The organism is Chelativorans sp. J32 (genome assembly GCF_000518985.1).
Lineage (GTDB): Bacteria > Pseudomonadota > Alphaproteobacteria > Rhizobiales > Rhizobiaceae > Chelativorans.
This window is the reverse complement of sequence record NZ_JAEQ01000022.1, coordinates 13,263-29,168: the sequence shown is the minus strand read 5'-3', so window position 1 is coordinate 29,168 and position 15,906 is coordinate 13,263. Positions and strand designations below refer to the sequence as shown.

13 protein-coding genes are annotated in these 15,906 nt (G+C 63.0%); 7 read left to right on the top strand and 6 right to left on the bottom strand.

From position 1 onward, the window contains the following. Positions 1 to 452: 452 nt before the first annotated feature. The 4 genes from CHEJ32_RS0120995 to CHEJ32_RS0120980 all read right to left on the bottom strand — a co-directional run bounded on the left by CHEJ32_RS0120995 (position 453) and on the right by CHEJ32_RS0120980 (position 6,248). The gene (locus CHEJ32_RS0120995) at positions 453 to 1,244 is read right to left on the bottom strand and encodes a phytanoyl-CoA dioxygenase family protein (protein WP_028035537.1); all 792 of its coding nucleotides are present in this window, start codon (positions 1,242 to 1,244) and stop codon (positions 453 to 455) included. Positions 1,245 to 1,426: 182 nt separating this feature from the next. Next, positions 1,427 to 4,885, bottom strand: coding sequence for a chromosome segregation protein SMC (smc, locus tag CHEJ32_RS0120990; RefSeq protein WP_028035536.1), 3,459 nt, complete (start codon positions 4,883 to 4,885; stop codon positions 1,427 to 1,429). A gap of 45 nt (positions 4,886 to 4,930) precedes the next feature. Beyond that, positions 4,931 to 5,623: a DsbA family protein gene (locus CHEJ32_RS0120985; protein WP_028035535.1), complete on the bottom strand. Its 693-nt coding sequence runs from the start codon at positions 5,621 to 5,623 to the stop codon at positions 4,931 to 4,933. Between the two features lie 106 nt (positions 5,624 to 5,729). Next, positions 5,730 to 6,248, bottom strand: coding sequence for a DUF721 domain-containing protein (locus tag CHEJ32_RS0120980; RefSeq protein ID WP_028035534.1), 519 nt, complete (start codon positions 6,246 to 6,248; stop codon positions 5,730 to 5,732). Between the two features lie 55 nt (positions 6,249 to 6,303). On the opposite strand from CHEJ32_RS0120980, the gene mutY reads away from it, so the two are divergent. Together mutY and CHEJ32_RS0120970 are read left to right on the top strand one after the other, a co-directional pair. After that, positions 6,304 to 7,407, top strand: coding sequence for an A/G-specific adenine glycosylase (gene mutY, locus CHEJ32_RS0120975; RefSeq protein ID WP_034658899.1), 1,104 nt, complete (start codon positions 6,304 to 6,306; stop codon positions 7,405 to 7,407). 5 nt (positions 7,408 to 7,412) lie between these two features. Further along, on the top strand, positions 7,413 to 8,024 hold the full coding sequence (locus tag CHEJ32_RS0120970; protein ID WP_028035532.1) for an HAD family phosphatase: 612 nt from the start codon (positions 7,413 to 7,415) through the stop codon (positions 8,022 to 8,024). Between the two features lie 227 nt (positions 8,025 to 8,251). Here CHEJ32_RS0120970 and CHEJ32_RS0120965 read toward each other — a convergent pair whose 3' ends face one another. Further along, positions 8,252 to 9,385: a site-specific DNA-methyltransferase gene (locus CHEJ32_RS0120965; RefSeq protein WP_028035531.1), complete on the bottom strand. Its 1,134-nt coding sequence runs from the start codon at positions 9,383 to 9,385 to the stop codon at positions 8,252 to 8,254. A gap of 187 nt (positions 9,386 to 9,572) precedes the next feature. Between CHEJ32_RS0120965 and CHEJ32_RS0120960 the strand changes: the two genes are divergently transcribed. Beyond that, complete coding sequence (locus CHEJ32_RS0120960; protein WP_028035530.1) at positions 9,573 to 10,262, top strand: HAD family phosphatase; 690 nt, start codon at positions 9,573 to 9,575, stop codon at positions 10,260 to 10,262. Between the two features lie 463 nt (positions 10,263 to 10,725). Beyond that, complete coding sequence (locus CHEJ32_RS0120955) at positions 10,726 to 11,589, top strand: alpha/beta fold hydrolase (RefSeq protein ID WP_034658905.1); 864 nt, start codon at positions 10,726 to 10,728, stop codon at positions 11,587 to 11,589. A 314-nt stretch (positions 11,590 to 11,903) separates the two neighbouring features. Here CHEJ32_RS0120955 and CHEJ32_RS0120950 read toward each other — a convergent pair whose 3' ends face one another. Further along, positions 11,904 to 12,467 carry a hypothetical protein gene (locus CHEJ32_RS0120950; protein WP_051469826.1) on the bottom strand — a complete coding sequence of 188 codons (564 nt, stop codon included), beginning with the start codon at positions 12,465 to 12,467 and terminating at the stop codon, positions 11,904 to 11,906. A 126-nt stretch (positions 12,468 to 12,593) separates the two neighbouring features. On the opposite strand from CHEJ32_RS0120950, the gene thrC reads away from it, so the two are divergent. The 3 genes from thrC to CHEJ32_RS0120935 are packed head-to-tail and all read left to right on the top strand — an operon-like array spanning position 12,594 to position 15,903. Beyond that, entirely contained in the window at positions 12,594 to 13,991 is a 1,398-nt protein-coding gene (gene thrC, locus CHEJ32_RS0120945; protein ID WP_028035527.1) for a threonine synthase, read from the top strand. Positions 13,992 to 14,005: 14 nt separating this feature from the next. Then, positions 14,006 to 15,298, top strand: coding sequence for a pitrilysin family protein (locus tag CHEJ32_RS0120940; RefSeq protein ID WP_028035526.1), 1,293 nt, complete (start codon positions 14,006 to 14,008; stop codon positions 15,296 to 15,298). An 8-nt stretch (positions 15,299 to 15,306) separates the two neighbouring features. Next, complete coding sequence (locus tag CHEJ32_RS0120935; RefSeq protein WP_028035525.1) at positions 15,307 to 15,903, top strand: GNAT family N-acetyltransferase; 597 nt, start codon at positions 15,307 to 15,309, stop codon at positions 15,901 to 15,903. Positions 15,904 to 15,906: the final 3 nt, after the last annotated feature.

Genomic DNA, 15,906 nt, shown 5'->3' with positions numbered 1-15,906 from the left:
GTCGGAGAGCAAAGACCGACCCAGCTTCCCCCGGGGGCGTCTCTCTGGCCGGTCATGCGGGCCGGCTCTTCTCGATTGGCCCAGACTATCAGGTTGCAGAAAACAGCAGCGGGTTCGATGCATGCGGGTGTGGAGACCTCATCGCTGTGGGTGCACTTGCGGTGAGCGAGAACGTGAAGCCGGAAAAGCGCATCAAAGATGCGCTGATGGCTGCGGTGCGCCTTTCAGACGGTGTACGAGGCCCCTTCATATCGAGGTTCTCTGACGTTCGGTAACGCTTCAGGATTCCGGATCTGCCCATTACGTTTTAGGCATCTGAACAACTCCATAGGACGCGGAAATTGTCGGCGTCGCCATCGTCAAAGAGCTGGCTTCAGCTTGCCGAAGAAAAACGTGAAATCGCAACAGGTGTGAGACATGGGGACCGAAGCGGTCCCCATGTTGTTGTCCAATCAGAAGGTCAGGCCGCATGCCCGGCGAATCGCGATCTGGACCGGCGACGGCGGCAGCGCGGGGTCGAACTCACCTTTCGGCAATAATGGTGGTTGCGCCATGAAGCGCGGCTGTTTCCCGCGATGCGGCTGGGCAGCATGAACGAGGAAGGGGTGGCACAGATAGACGGTGCCTGCCGCGCCCGTGGCCAGCTCGACCTCGCAGTCTTCGGTGGAAGCGTAGCCTTTGGCGGAGAGCTGTCTCAGCGTCGCGCCCGCCTCGCCATAGGGTAACAATTCCCGCGCGATGGTGGCGTGCGATCCTTTCCGGATCCTCGTCGGCGCGTCGTCCGGGCCGACATCGGAGAACAGGAAAAGCATAAGCAATGCGCGGCCGCTGCTCTTCACATTGGCGCGCCACTCCATGAAATCCGCGTTGTCGGTGCCGAAGCTCACATCCACATGCCAACCATCGTCGCCAGGGGAATCCGACGAAGGAAAGCGGATCGGAAATGTGCCGAGCGCCTTTGGCGCAAACCAGCGGCCCTCGCCAACGATCTGATCATAGGCCCTGTGGAGACGCGGCGTGTTTGCGGCCTCGATAAAGGGAGGTGAGGATTTGTGTCCCACCCGGATTACGGGTTCCTTCCAGGTTTCGGGCTCGTCAGGCGACAAGCCGATTTCCACCCACAGCTCGTCTCTGCATGTTTTTGCAAGTTCCGTGCCGAAGGCGCTCTCGACCTTGACGAAACCGTCGTCGATGAAGTTCTGGACCTGATCGGATGTCAGGCCGACATGCTCGATTTTTGGCATTTTCACATTCTCTGTCCAGCTGCCGCGTCAGCGGAGCCGTGTTGATCTTATGGCGCAGGCGCGCCGGAACGCTGAGGCCGTTCAGATCAGGGGGAAGAATGTGGACATGAACATCATGGTTAGGGACTATACCGAGGGAAAAACAGAATCAAGTTACCGGCGACTTATCCCACCGGGCGGCCTCAGCTCGCCTCGCGCAGGCGCTCCGCAGTCTGCAGATCGACGGAGACGAGTTGGCTAACGCCCTGCTCCGCCATGGTGACGCCGAAGAGGCGGTTCATGCGCGCCATGGTGATGGGGTTATGCGTGATGACGACAAAGCGGGTTTCCGTCGAAGCCGCCATCTCGTCCATCAGATTGCAGAAGCGCTCGACATTGTGATCGTCGAGCGGCGCATCCACCTCGTCGAGCACGCAGATGGGCGCCGGATTGGTGAGGAACACGGCAAAGATCAACGCCATGGCCGTCAGGGCCTGCTCGCCGCCTGAAAGCAGCGTCATTGTCTGCGGCCGCTTGCCGGGCGGGCGCGCGAGGATCTCGAGACCGGCCTCGAGCGGATCGTCGGATTCGATCAGCTGCAGTTCCGCCGTGCCGCCGCCGAAGAGATGCGTGAAGAGGCGCTTGAAATGGGCGTCCACTTCTTCGAAGGCGGCAAGCAGGCGCTCGCGGCCCTCCCTGTTGAGATTCTGGATCGCCTGGCGCAGCTTGCGGATCGCTTCGATCACATCCTCCCGTTCCGAGACGATCACGTTGAGCCGCTCCGAAAGCTCGTTCTGCTCTTCCTCGGCGCGCAGGTTCACGGCCCCAAGCCGCTCGCGCTCGATCTTCAGACGCTCCAGACGCCTTTCCACCTCCGCAGGATCGGGAAGCGGATCGTCCGGCTTCAGTTCGGCTTGCCGGATGACGAGATGCGGGGCAACGCCGAGCGCCTCCTGGATGCGCGCTTCGGCCTCCCTTCGGCGCTCTTCGGCGGCGGCCTCGCGCTCCTCTGCCCGCACCCGGCTTTCGCGAGCGGATGCAAGGGATTGAATCGCTTCGTTCGCGCGCTTGTCGAGTTCCGTTTGCCGGTTCTCGGCTTCCTGGAGGCGGTCGGCCGCGGCCTTGCGAAGGGCTTCCGCCTCCGAAATTTGCGTCAGCAGGGCGCGGCCGCGCGCTTCTATCTCGTCCGGCGCCTCCATCAGCGCTTCAAGCTCGGCGGCAGCCTCCGCGCGCCGCTCGCCGAGCGCGGCGATCTGCTGGTCGGCGTTTTGGGCGCGGAGCATCCAGCGGTTGCGCTCCTCCGCGATTGCAGTCAGTCGGCGTTGCCGGGCTTCGGCCTCGCGCTTGAGACCGTCATGGGCGGCGCGGGCTTCGGCAGCCTTGGCCCTTGCCGAAGCAACATCGGCGGTTGCCCGGTCGAGCCGGGCCTGAAGATCGGCCACTTCCGGCGCCGTGGCGAGGGTCGCTTCGGCCTCGGCCATCGCGTTCACGGCGTCCTCATACTCCTCCGCGAGCCTGTTGCGGGCGTCCTCAAGCGCCGTTCGCCGACTTGCAAGCTCGCCGGAGGCCCGTTCGGCAGCGGCAAGTGTATCGCGGGCCACGGCGACCGCGCGCTGGATCTCGCGCAGGCGTTCCCGCGCCTCCCTCTCGGCCTCGGTGGCGTTCTTCACCGACGCTTCAGCCTGGGCAAAGGCTTCTTCGACGGCGCGTAGCCGGCGCGTGGCCTCGACAGCCTCGCTATCAAGCTCGGCCAGACGGTTTTTCTGGGCAAGGCGCTGGGCAGCGGCAGTGGGAGCGTCGGCGCTGGCAATGAAGCCGTCCCACCGCCAGAGGGCGCCGTCGCTGCTGACCAGGCGCTGGCCTGGTTTCAGCTCTCGTTGCAGCCTGGCCCCGTCTGCCGCATCCACCACGCCGATCTGGGCGAGTCGGCGAGCGAGCTGATGCGGTGCACGCACAAGCTTGGCGAGCGAGCGGACGCCTGCCGGAAGAGCGGGATCGTCGCCGGCGGGCTCGACACTGCCCCAATGGGCGGGCGCGGCCGGATCGAGCGGTGCATCCAGGTCCTCGCCCAGGGCAGCGCCCAGCGCGGTTTCGAACCCGCGCTCCACCCGCACTTGCTCCAGCACGGCGGGAAAGAGGTCGTTGCCGCCAGCGTTCAGAATTTTCGCAAGCGTGCGAGCCTCGGTTTCGATGCGCTGCAGTTCGGCACGTGCCTCCGCCACGGGCCAGCGTGCTGCAGCCTCCGCGTCGCGCGCATCGACCACGGCCTGTTCGGCCGCCGCCACGGCCTCGTCGGCCGCTTCCTGGGCAGCAATCGCTTCTTCAAGCTCCAGACGCTTTTCCACCGGGTCAGGAAGCCGGGCGATCTCGGCGGCGATTTCGGCGAGCTGGCTGTCTGCCGCCTCGAGCTGGCGCGTCAGGCGGTCGCGCCGCTCCGAAGCCTCGCGCACGGCACGTTCTGCCTGCGTGCGAATGGCGGCCGCCTCGGCCCGCGCGGCGGTCAGCGTGGTCAACGCCTCCTCATGCCCGGTCAGTTCGGCCAATGCCTCCTCGAGCGCCTCAGCAAGGGAAGCCTCCCGCTCGTCCCCGCCGGCTTCCGCGGCGCGAAGGCTTTCCTCTTCCATCTCCAGCCGCTTCAAGACATCCGCGTTGTCGCGGACCATCTGCTCCTCGCGGGCGGCATCGGCATCGAGCTGTTCGATGCGCTTGGTCAGCTCGGCCACCCGGCCGCGCATGCGGCGGGCCTCCTCCTCCATCTGCGTGCGGGCTATGGTCAGGCGTTGGAGAGACGCGGCGGCGGCAGCTTCGGCGTCGCGCAGTTCCGGAAGGCGCCGGGCCGCAATCGCCTGTTCCTTCGCCGCTTCCATCTGCGCGCTCGCCCGCTCGGCCACAAGGGCCGTAGCCTGAGCCAGAGCGGATTTCGCCTCCGCCTCCTGCTCCTTGGCGTGTGTCCAGCGAAGGTGAAGGAGGATCGCTTCCGACTTGCGGATATCGGCTGAGAGGTTCTTGAAGCGTGAGGCCTGCCGGGACTGGCGCTTCAGGCTTTCGATCTGCGTGTCGAGCTCGCGCACCACATCGTCGAGCCGTTCGAGATTCTGCTCCGCCCCGCGCAGCCGCAACTCCGCCTCATGCCGGCGCGTGTGGAGGCCGGAAATACCCGCCGCCTCTTCCAGGAGCGCCCGGCGGGCCTGGGGCTTGGCCTGGATGAGTTCCCCGATGCGTCCCTGCCCCACCATTGAAGGCGAGCGGGCGCCCGTCGACTGGTCGGCGAAGAGAAGCTGCACGTCACGTGCCCGCGCCTCCTTGCCGTTGATGCGGTAGACCGAGCCTGCCTCGCGTTCGATGCGACGCGAGACCTGAAGCTCGTCGGCATCGTTGAAGGCCGGCGGAGCGGTACGGTCCGTGTTGTCCAGAAAGAGTGTGACTTCGGCGGTGTTGCGGGCGGGCCGTGTGGCAGAGCCGGAGAAGATCACATCGTCCATGCCGGAGGCGCGCATGTTCTTATACGAGCTTTCGCCCATCACCCAGCGCAGCGCCTCGACCAGATTGGATTTTCCGCAGCCATTCGGCCCGACGACGCCCGTCAGGCCCGGCTCAATCACGAACTCGCCCGGCTCCACGAAGGACTTGAAGCCGAGGAGACGAAGCTTCGTGAACTTCATGCCCGCGCACCCGGGCGCGCGGGAACGCCACCGCTATGGGCTACGTCAAAGCAGAGGATCGATAATCGCCGACATCTGCTCAATCGACATTGCTCCCGGATACTTCTTCCCATTGATGAAGAAGGTGGGCGTCGAATCCACGCCGAACTCCGCGCCACGCGCGCGCATAGCTCTCACATCGTCCAGAAGCTTCTGGTTCGTCAAGCAAGCCTCGAAGGACTCCTGTGTAAAACCAGCAATTTTCGCGATGTTGAGGAGTGCTGTGCGGGCATCTTGCACCGCCGCCCAGTTGTTCTGCTGCTTGAACAGCACGTCGATCATCGGAAAATACTTGCCCTCGGTGCAGCGGGCAAGCATGAAGCCCGCTTCAGCGCGCGGATCGAAGGGGAATTCGCGCAGGATGAAGCGCACCTTGCCCGTATCGATATATTTCTCCTTCAATGCGGGATAGGTCGTTTCGTGGAAATGAGCGCAGTGAGGGCAGGTCATCGAGGCATATTCGACGATGGTCACCGGCGCATCTTCTGGGCCCTGGGCCTGATCGGGCAAGGAGCCGGGCTCAAGCAGCTTGGCCATGTCGACGGTGCCTGTCGATTCGGGTGCGGTCGCAGCCGTGGTAATCGTCTCGTCCGCCTGGGCTTCCCCGTTCTCGCCCTTGCTGCATGCAGCCAGCAGAGAAAGCGCCGGAATGGCGGCCACCGACATCAGAAAGCGCCTGCGCGTCGTCGTCTCAATCATGCGAATCACCTGGTCTCCTGCGTTTCTCCGCCGAATAGATGCGGCAAGAATTGAATTGAAATAAGATATTCCAGATCAAGCGCCAAGCGAATTGCCGCGATTTTGCTCACGAGTTCGCGAGGGGTGACTTGCGGCTGGAGGCGAGGATGCTGGCGCCGAGCTTTTCGAGACTTTCGCGCAGGCCGGGGTCTTCGATGCCCTCGGTCAGGCCGGCGAGACGCTGCCGCTCCGCATCGGCAAGGGGCCGCAAGGCCTTCTTCCTTTCCGGCCTAGCAGTCGAGATCGGCTTCTGCACGATCTTGATGCGGCCGATCGCTGCAAAGCCCAGAAAGGCGTTGGCGCGGGAGATGATCTCGCCCGTCTCGTGCTGCACGTGGAGCGCAGCCGGCCCCTCGCAGGCGATGACGAGGGTCGCGGGCTCGAAGGGATCGTCCTCATGCAACCTGCGCGGCCAGGCGATCTTTTCAGGCCGCGTGCGCGAAGCAAGTCTTTCCCCGACGATTTCGGCCCAGGACTGAACGAGATCGATGGACAGGCCGGCCCTGCGACGGAGCACAGGGTCGAGCAATTCACTGGCGAGATCACTCACCGGTACGGGATTGCCTGTGTGCATCTTCCCTGTCATGTCCTTACCTCACGGAAGACAAACTAGCGCATTGCGGCGGGATATGACACAGCGAATGACGGCGGAAGAATGGTCGGTGGCGGATGAGCCATCCATCGCCGAAGCTCTGCTTGCCTGGTACGACCGGCACCACCGCCGCCTCCCCTGGCGCATGCCGCCCGACCTGATCCGCCAAGGGCGACGTCCCGATCCCTATCGGGTCTGGCTTTCCGAGATCATGCTGCAGCAGACGACAGTCGGCGCGGTGAAACCCTATTTCGAAAAGTTCCTGGAGCGCTGGCCAACGGTCGAGGCTCTGGCCGCTGCCGAAACGGACGACGTCATGAAGGCCTGGGCTGGCCTCGGCTACTACTCGCGCGCCCGTAACCTGAAGAAATGCGCGGAGGCGGTGGTGGAGCTCCACGGAGGCAAGTTTCCCGATACCGAAGCCCGCCTGAAGGATCTGCCCGGCATCGGCGACTACACGGCTGCGGCCATCGCCGCGATCGCCTTCAACAGCCCTGCCGCCGTAGTAGATGGTAATGTGGAGCGGGTGATCACCCGCCTGAGGGCGATCGAGACGCCCCTTCCCGCGGCCAAGCCGGAAATCCGCGCCGTGGTCGAGAACCTGCTTCCCGACGCGCGCCCCGGCGATTTCGCGCAGGCGATGATGGATCTCGGCGCCACGATCTGCACCCCACGCCGCCCATCCTGCATCCTGTGCCCAGTGGCGAAGGATTGCGCGGCGCGGGCGCTTAAGGCGCAGGAGCGGTTTCCGGTCAAGGCGCCGAAGGCGGACAAGCCGCTTCGCCAGGGTGCCGCTTTCATCGCCGTCCGCTCGGACGGGGCGGTACTCCTGCGCCAGCGGCCGGAGAAAGGGCTGCTCGGAGGCATGACGGAAGTGCCGACCAGCGCCTGGACCGCACGGCAGGATGGGGAACGAGACATTTCCGCCGCCCCCTTCCCCGGCTCTTGGAAGAGCTGCGGCGCGGTAACGCATGTCTTCACCCATTTTGCTCTCAATCTGTTCGTATTCCGGGCAGAAGTCCCGGCGATCGAGGCGCCCGCCGGCCATTGGTGGTCGAGGCCGGCAGAACTGCATGGAGAGGCGCTGCCGACTGTCATGAAAAAAGCGATCGAGGCCGCTATACCCGGCGCCACAAAGGCAAGGAGACCGTAAGGGAAATGAGTGAAATCCATCACATCGTCTTCGATATCGGCAAGGTTCTGATCCACTATGATCCGGAGATCCCCTACTCCCGTCTGATCCCCGATGCGGAGGAGCGCCGCTGGTTCTTCGAGAATGTCTGCACCCACGACTGGAACCTGGAGCAGGACCGGGGCCGGACCTGGGAGGAAGCCGAGGCGATGCTGATCGCGCTTCACCCGACGCATGAAGAGAATATCCGAGCCTTCCGGCGTTCCTGGCACGAGATGGTCTCGCATCCCTACGAGGATTCGGTCGCAATCCTCGAGAGCCTTATCGATGCCGGCCACGATGTCACGATGCTCACCAATTTCGCGAGCGACACGTTCATGGAAGCGCGCAAGCGTTTCCCATTCTTGAACAGGCCACGCGGCGTGACCGTGTCCGGCGAGATCAAGCTGATCAAACCGGATCGCGAAATCTATGAACATCACGCGGAAAGCTTCGGGCTGGAGCCTGCGGCGACCCTCTTCATCGATGACAATGCCGATAATGTCGCCGGTGCGCAGGCGGCTGGCTGGCAAGCCGTGCAGTTCGTCGGCGCGGAGAAGCTGAAGAAAGATTTGAAGGAGTTTGGCCTGGAGGTTTAGGAAGCAAGCACTTGCCCGGCGCGAGGGTGCGAATTCTCCTCCCCTCCTCACCCCGGCCAAGCGACGCAGAGCCCGGCCTTATTGAGGATGAGGCCGGTCTCCGCAAACGTTTAAGGTGCTGACAAGAACGGACGAGCCGTCCCTGCCCATGACCCCAGAGAAAGTCCCGGTCTCCTCCGGCTGCCGGGATGACTCTCAAGAGGCTTTGCTCAATCGCAAATCTTGCCTCAGGCTTCCACCCGACCCATCGCAAGCCGCGCTACCCGGCGCAATTCATCGATAGGCTTGAGCGCGCCTTCCTCCTCGAAATGCCAGAAGGTCCAGCCATTGCAGGCTTCGAGGCCCTGGACGCGAGCGCCAAGACGGTGGATCGAGCCGGTCTCGGGTCCCACTGCCAGCGTGCCGTCTGCCCGCACATGAGCGGCCCAACGCTTCTTGCTGTCGAAGAGCTGCATACCGGGCCTGACGAGACCCGAATCCAAAAGGCTGGAGAAAGCAACCCGCGGTTCCTCCCGCTTGGTCGCCATCGGAGCGAGCACCGCTTCGTCAAGCGGCTCGACAGCAGCAATCCGTGCCCGGGCGGCTTCTATATAATCCCGATCGCGCTCGATGCCGACGTAATGGCGGCCGAGGCGCTTGGCGACAGCGCCGGTCGTTCCTGAGCCAAAGAAGGGATCGAGCACGACGTCGCCGGGTTTCGTGGAGGAAAGGAGCACACGCGCAAGCAATGCTTCCGGCTTCTGCGTGGGATGCACCTTGCTGCCATCTTCGTGCTTCAGCCGCTCCTTGCCGGTGCAGATCGGGAAGAGCCAGTCCGAACGCATCTGCAGATCGTCATTGGCAGCCTTCATGGCCTCGTAGTTGAACGTGTAGCCTTTGGCGTTGCGGTCGCGTGAGGCCCAGATCATCGTCTCGTGCGCGTTCTGGAAGCGCCGGCCACGAAAATTCGGCATCGGGTTTGTCTTGCGCCAGACAATGTCGTTCAGGATCCAGAAGCCCAGGTCCTGCATGATGGCACCGACGCGGAAAATGTTGTGGTAGGAACCTATCACCCAGATGGTGCCATTCGGCTTGAGCACCCGGCGGGCGGCGAGCAGCCAGGCACGGGTGAAGGCATCATAGGCGGCGAAACTTTCGAACTGGTCCCACTCGTCGTCCACGGCGTCGACCAGTGACTGGTCCGGACGATGGAGCGCCCCTTCGAGCTGCAGGTTGTAGGGCGGATCGGCAAAGATCACGTCCACCGATTTTTCGGGAAGCCGCTCGAGAGCGGCAACGCAGTCGCCTCTCAGGATCTTGTCCAGCCAATCGGCCTTGGCAGGAAGCGGGGAAAGCTCCTCAAGAGGACGCACAGCGGACATACGCAAACCTCGACGCAAACTGTTAACCTGCCATTATGGTTACTGAAGAGGGTAAATATTCCGTAAGGGCGGGAACCGGGCCGTCAGCTCCAGACTATAGGAAGGATATTCGGCGCCGGTAGTTGATCCCCTGGCCGTTCGGGGTTATGGCGTCGCCTCCTCCCTCCATTTTCCGCGAAGTGTCACCATGTCTCAACTTGATCTCGTCATCTTCGACTGCGACGGCGTTCTGGTCGATTCCGAAATCGTCGCCGCCCGGGTCGAGGCGGAGATGCTGCGCGAAGCCGGTTACGACATTAGTGCGGAGGAACTCGCTGAGCGCTATTCCGGCCTGACCTTCAAGGACATCATGATGCATATTGAGAAGGAGGCCCAGATGCTCTTCCAGGCTTCTCTCATCGAGCATGCGGAGGCCAGGGTGGACGAAAGGCTGAGGGCGGAGGTGAAAGCCATTCCCGGGGTGGCGGAAGCGATCAGTTCCCTTTCGGTGAAGCGGTGCATCTGTTCCAATTCCCGAGAAGAGCGAATCGAAGCCATGCTCCGGCGCACGAATCTCGCTCGCTTCTTCGAGGACGTCATCTTCTCTTCCTTTGCCATCCCCACCAAGCGCCCGAAACCCGCACCCGACGTCTTCCTCTACGCCGCCGAGCAGATGGGTGCGGATCCGGCGAAGACGATCGTGATCGAGGATTCGGTGCACGGGATCGCAGGCGCCAAGGCAGCGGGAATGCGCGTGATCGGATTCACGGGCGCTTCGCACAGCCATCCCCGGCATGCCTCCATGCTGATGGAGGCGGGCGCGGAAACCACGATCAGCCGGATGGCTGATCTGAAGGCCACCCTCGCCGCCCTGGCGGAATGGTCGGCGGAGGGGTAAGGCATTTCGCCCATAGGCACGAACTAAAGGATATAGCGCTGACCCTGCCTCGGCAGTTCTCCCGCGTCGTCCCGGTGGACCGCAGACATCGCGCATGATGCTGACGAGATACGTGGAGATCTTGTGTTTGCTCTCGTGCCGCGGCGTCAAGACCAATGGAATGCGCTGCCTCGACTCCGGAGCGGGCCGGACGATTTCGACGGCACCCAATCGTTCGCATCCGCCCGAGGAATCACATTCGCGATTCGCCGTGTCCAGCCCGCTACCGCTGCGGGGGGCGGGCGGCCTTGTTCCGTTCGCGGCGAGCATGTATGAGCCGATCAATTCCGGATGGGACGACAATGAAACTGATCCGTTAGCGAAGCTCGCAGAACATTCACCGCCCGCCAATAAGAGGCAGGGCCGTTTTCTGCATTCACGATTACGGAGCGCAAGGGAAACACACCCTTGCGAATATGTTCTGATGTCTCATCCCTCGAACACCCGCGCAGTGCGCGGCACGATCCTGCGCGACGGTTTCTCCTTCGGCTATTCGATAGAGGGACAGGGGCCGACGCTTCTGATCGTCGGCAGCCATGTCTTCTATCCGCGCACCTTCTCCGACCGGCTTCGCAACAGGCGGCGGCTCGTCTTCATAGACCATCGCGGCTTCGCGCGAGCGGAGCGTCCGCTTGAACCACGCGATGCCGAACTGGTAACCGTGATCGACGATATTGCGGCGATATGCGACGTGCTCGATCTCGGCCAAGTCGATCTGCTCGGCCATTCCGGTCACGGCTATATGGCGCTGGAATTCGCGCGGCGTTTGCCAGAACGGGTGCGCAAGACTGTCCTTGTGGGTACCGGGCCAAGCCATTCGGCGGCTCACATGCAGGCGGGAGCGCGGATATGGGAGGCCCTCGCGGCTCCCGAGCGCAAGGCCCGGCTGGCGGCCGACCTGGCTGCTATGGAGATCCACATCGCCGTCGAACCCGAGCGGCGCTTCATCTGGATGTGCCTGGGCATGGCCGCGCGAAGCTGGTTCGATCCGGCCTATGATGCGACAGCGCTGTGGGCCGGCGTCGGCGTCAACATGCCCGTCTTCGATCGGCTGTGGGGCGAAGTCTTCGCCAGCTATCCTACCCGCGACGCGCTGGCCGAACTCACGCGGCCGCTGCTGATCTGCATGGGGCGCCACGACCATCTGGTGGCGCCGATAGAAACGTGGCTGCCGCTGCTTCCGGAAGGCGATATGCCAAAGCTCGCACTTTTCGAACGCAGCGCCCACACGCCGCAACTCGAGGAAGCGGAGCTGTTCGATACGGTCCTGCTTGACTTCCTGAGCTAAACACACGGGCCCGTGCGGCATAGCTGTGCGGGCCCGACTCCTTCGCAGAGCGGCCGTCACAGCCTTATCGATCCGTCACAAGCGCCGCTTCCAGACGATCGAATCTGCTCAAGGAAGCACACCGCGATTCGGCGTGTTCAACGCCTAAGTTGGCGCCCATGATTGCGCGCCTTTGTTTGCGTTCCAGCGCTTGACATTCGCCGTGCCTCGTCTGAGGCGTGAAGCGCATTCTCCCTGCCGGGAGCGTCTTCTGCAGTTACGAAGGGCCTGCTCCCCAATACATCTTTGGAAATTCAAAAAGGGCGGTATGGAACTTACCGCCCGCTCCCCTCGTCAAAGCCGACCTGCAGCGTGACACCACGATCGATGCCGCCGGGAACCGGGATGTCGGGCACGGTCAGCACGAATTGCGTAGCGCCGGAAACATCCGTCACCGAGACGGGATGCCGGTAGATCTGCGAATGGAGAACCTGGTCGCCTCTCAGCATAGCGACCCGCAGTGGCAGGGTGATGCTGCCAGCGCGTCCCTTCGGTCCCGGCACCACTTTGCCGGCGATCGCGACAGTAACGGACCCCGTGCCGGCGCCATATTTGCAGGTCCGCGTCGTCTCGGAAATCGACGACAGGTAGATGACCCGATTTGGATCCTCTTCGCCGCCGCGCTCGTAGGTGGTGCTAAAGGCCGTGCCGTCCCGAATAGTCACGGAGGGGCAGTAGGCCCTCAATTCACTTTCGCGCACCGCACCGCCAGTCGTTTCCGCCGGCTGGGCGGGGGACTGACCGCCGATCCCGCCTTCACCCGATGCGCCCGACTGACAAGCAGACAATAATGCGGAGCCGGCCAGGATCATCCCTGCAGCAAAAACCTTCTTCAGCAAATGGACGCCCCCGATTGCACTTTTCTAGGACAAGGTCGCTGTTCTATATCAACGGCGCAGTGAAATTTCGACCGCCTGTTGATTATTTTCTGCTAAGCGGTTCTCGCGCGCAGTGAAGGAATGGCAATGGAATATGTGAGTACCCGCGGCGAGGCCCCCGCATTGGGCTTTTCGGACGTGCTTCTGATGGGCCTTGCGCGAGACGGTGGCCTCTACGTGCCGCGCGAATGGCCGCAATTCTCGCCGCAGGAGATCCGCGCCCTACGCGGTCGTTCCTATGCGGATGTGGCTTTCGCCGTGATGCAGCCTTTCGTTGCCGGCGAGATCCCCGACGCGACGCTGAAGCGGATCATAGACGAGAGTTACGCCACATTTCGCCACAACGCGGTCTGCCCCATTGTGCAGACCGGCCCGACCGAATTCGTCCTGGAGCTGTTTCATGGGCCGACGCTGGCCTTCAAGGATGTCGCCATGCAGTTCCTGGCGCGCATCATGGATCACCTGCTTTCCGAGCGTGGGCAACGCGTCACCATCGTGGGGGCCACCTCCGGCGACACGGGAGGAGCGGCGATCCACGCCTTTGCCGGATCGAGCCGGGCAGATGTCTTCATTCTGTTTCCTCATGGCCGCGTGTCACCCGTGCAGCAGCGCCAGATGACCACCTCCGGGGCCGCGAATGTGCAGGCGCTTGCGATCGAAGGCACGTTCGACGATTGCCAGGGGCTCGTGAAGGCGCTTTTCAATGACCACGCGTTCCGCGACCGAATGTCGCTTTCCGGCGTCAACTCGATCAACTGGGCCCGCATCATGGCCCAGATCGTCTACTACTTCACCTCGGCGCTCTCGTTGGGCGCGCCCGACCGCTCCGTATCCTTCACCGTGCCCACCGGAAATTTCGGAGACATCTTCGCCGGTTACGCGGCCAAGCGCATGGGCCTCCCGATCGACCGGCTGATCATCGCCACCAATGAGAACGACATTCTGGCGCGTACGCTCGACACGGGCCGATACGCCACCCGCCCCGTTGTCGCCACAACTTCGCCATCGATGGATATTCAAATTTCTTCGAACTTCGAACGGCTGCTCTTCGAGGCATCCGGGAGGAAGGCGGAAGAGACCCGGGCCTATATGGAAGGCTTGAAACAATCGGACAGCTTCACCCTCAGGGACAGCACGCTTCGGGAGATTCGCGCCGGGTTTGCCGCCGGCCGTGCCAGCATGGAGGAGACCGCATCCACGATCGCCTCTGCCCTTGAGGAGAGCGGCTATCTCGCCGACCCGCACACGGCGACAGCGCTCAAGGTCGCTCGTGCGCAGATGCAGCCCGGTGAGACCATGGTCGTGCTTTCGACCGCGCATCCCGCCAAATTCCCGCAAGCGGTGGCGGAGGCCTGCGGAACATCGCCTGCCCTTCCGCAGTGGCTGAGCGGGCTGATGGAGGGCACGGAGAATTACACGGTCCTTCCCTCGGACCTGAAAATCGTGGAAGATCATATAAGCCGCCACGCAAGGGCGGGAGGATAGAAAGCGAGTAACATATGGGCGTAGAGGTAAGCCGTCTGTCGAACGGCTTGACGGTTGCAACCGAGACCCTTCCGCATCTCGAATCGGTTGCCCTGGGCGTGTGGGTCAAATCCGGATCGCGGAATGAGCGGGAAGAAGAGCACGGGATCGCTCATCTGCTCGAACATATGGCTTTCAAGGGCACGACCAAGCGCACGGCCCTTCAAATCGCTACGGACATCGAAGACGTCGGCGGCGAGATCAATGCCGCCACGAGCGTCGAGACCACGGCTTTTTATGCCAGGGTGCTCAGGGACGACATGTCGCTTGCCATCGACATCCTCGCCGACATCCTGACCGATTCCAAATTCGACCCGCATGAGCTCGAGCGGGAGCAGAACGTCATCCTGCAGGAAATCGGCGCGGCGCATGACACGCCTGATGACGCCGTGTTCGACCGGTTCACCGAAACCGCATTCCGCCATCAGGCCATCGGCCGTTCGATCCTCGGTACCCCCGATACGGTGGAATCCTTCACCTCCGACCAGCTCCGCCGTTTTATGGAGCGCCAATATGGCGCGGACCGCATGGTCGTCGTTGCGGCAGGTGGCGTGAGCCACGACGAATTCGTGCGGGAGGTCGAGATGAGGCTCGGGAGCTTCCGCGACAAGACCGATACCGCAGTTCCGCAATACTCCAACTATGTCGGCGGCGATTATCGCGAGCATCGCGACCTGATGGATGCCCAGATCATCCTGGGCTTCGAAGGCCGCGCCTATCATGTGCGCGATTTCTACGCCTCGCAGATGCTGTCGATGGTTCTTGGCGGAGGCATGTCCTCGCGCCTCTTCCAGGAAGTGCGGGAAAAACGCGGCCTGTGCTATTCCGTCTATGCCTTCCATTGGGGCTTCTCCGACACCGGCGTCTTCGGCGTGCACGCCGCAACCGGGCAAAGCGACCTGGGCGAACTGATGCCGGTGATCCTGGGTGAACTGCAGAAGGCCGGCGAGAAGATCGAGCAGGCCGAACTCGACCGCGCGCGGGCGCAGTACCGCGCAGGCCTGATGATGTCTCGCGAAAGCCCGGCAAGCCGGGCCTCGCAGATCGCGCGCCAGCTGCTGCTTTACGGGCGCCCCATCGAAACCGAGGAACTCATGGACCGTCTTGCCGGCATTACCGTGGAGCGATTGGCGGATCTTTCCAATCGTCTTTTCTCTTCCAAGCCGACAGTGGCGGCCATCGGTCCCGTGGGGTCGCTTGCCCCGTTCGAAGCCATTCGCGATACGTTGATTACGCCCGGTCCGACGCTGCGGAAGCTCGCCGTTTAGAGCGCTTCATGTTCCAGCTTCCCTTCTTTCGCCGAGATCTGCCGGCGCTTGAAGGCCAAAGGGTGCGGCTGCGCCTGCCTGGTTGGCAGGACTATGCCGAATGGGCCGCTTTGCGCGCCGAAAGCCGCGCTTTCCTCGAGCCCTGGGAGCCGCGTTGGGCGCCCGACGAGCTTTCCCGGGCCGCGTTCCGCCACCGCGTGAGACGCAGCAAACACGATTACGAACAGGGCACGGGCATTTCTTTCTTCGTTTTCGAAAAGGCCGAAGGCCGGCTTGCGGGCGGCATCTCGCTCAGCAATATCCGTCATGGCGTGGCGCAGTCTGCAAGCATCGGCTACTGGATGGGAGAGCGCTACGCCGGCAAAGGCCTCATGCATGAAGCCCTTCGGCTCATTATCCCCTTCGCATTCGAACAGCTGAGGTTGCACCGACTGGAGGCGGCCTGTATTCCCAGCAATACGCGCTCGATGCGCCTGCTTGAAAAAGCCGGATTCCAGCGCGAAGGGCTATTGCGGTCCTATTTGCGTATCAATGGCGTCTGGCAGGACCATCACCTTTACGCGCTGATTGCCGGCGAGCATCAGGCGCCACCAGGACGGGGTTGAGTT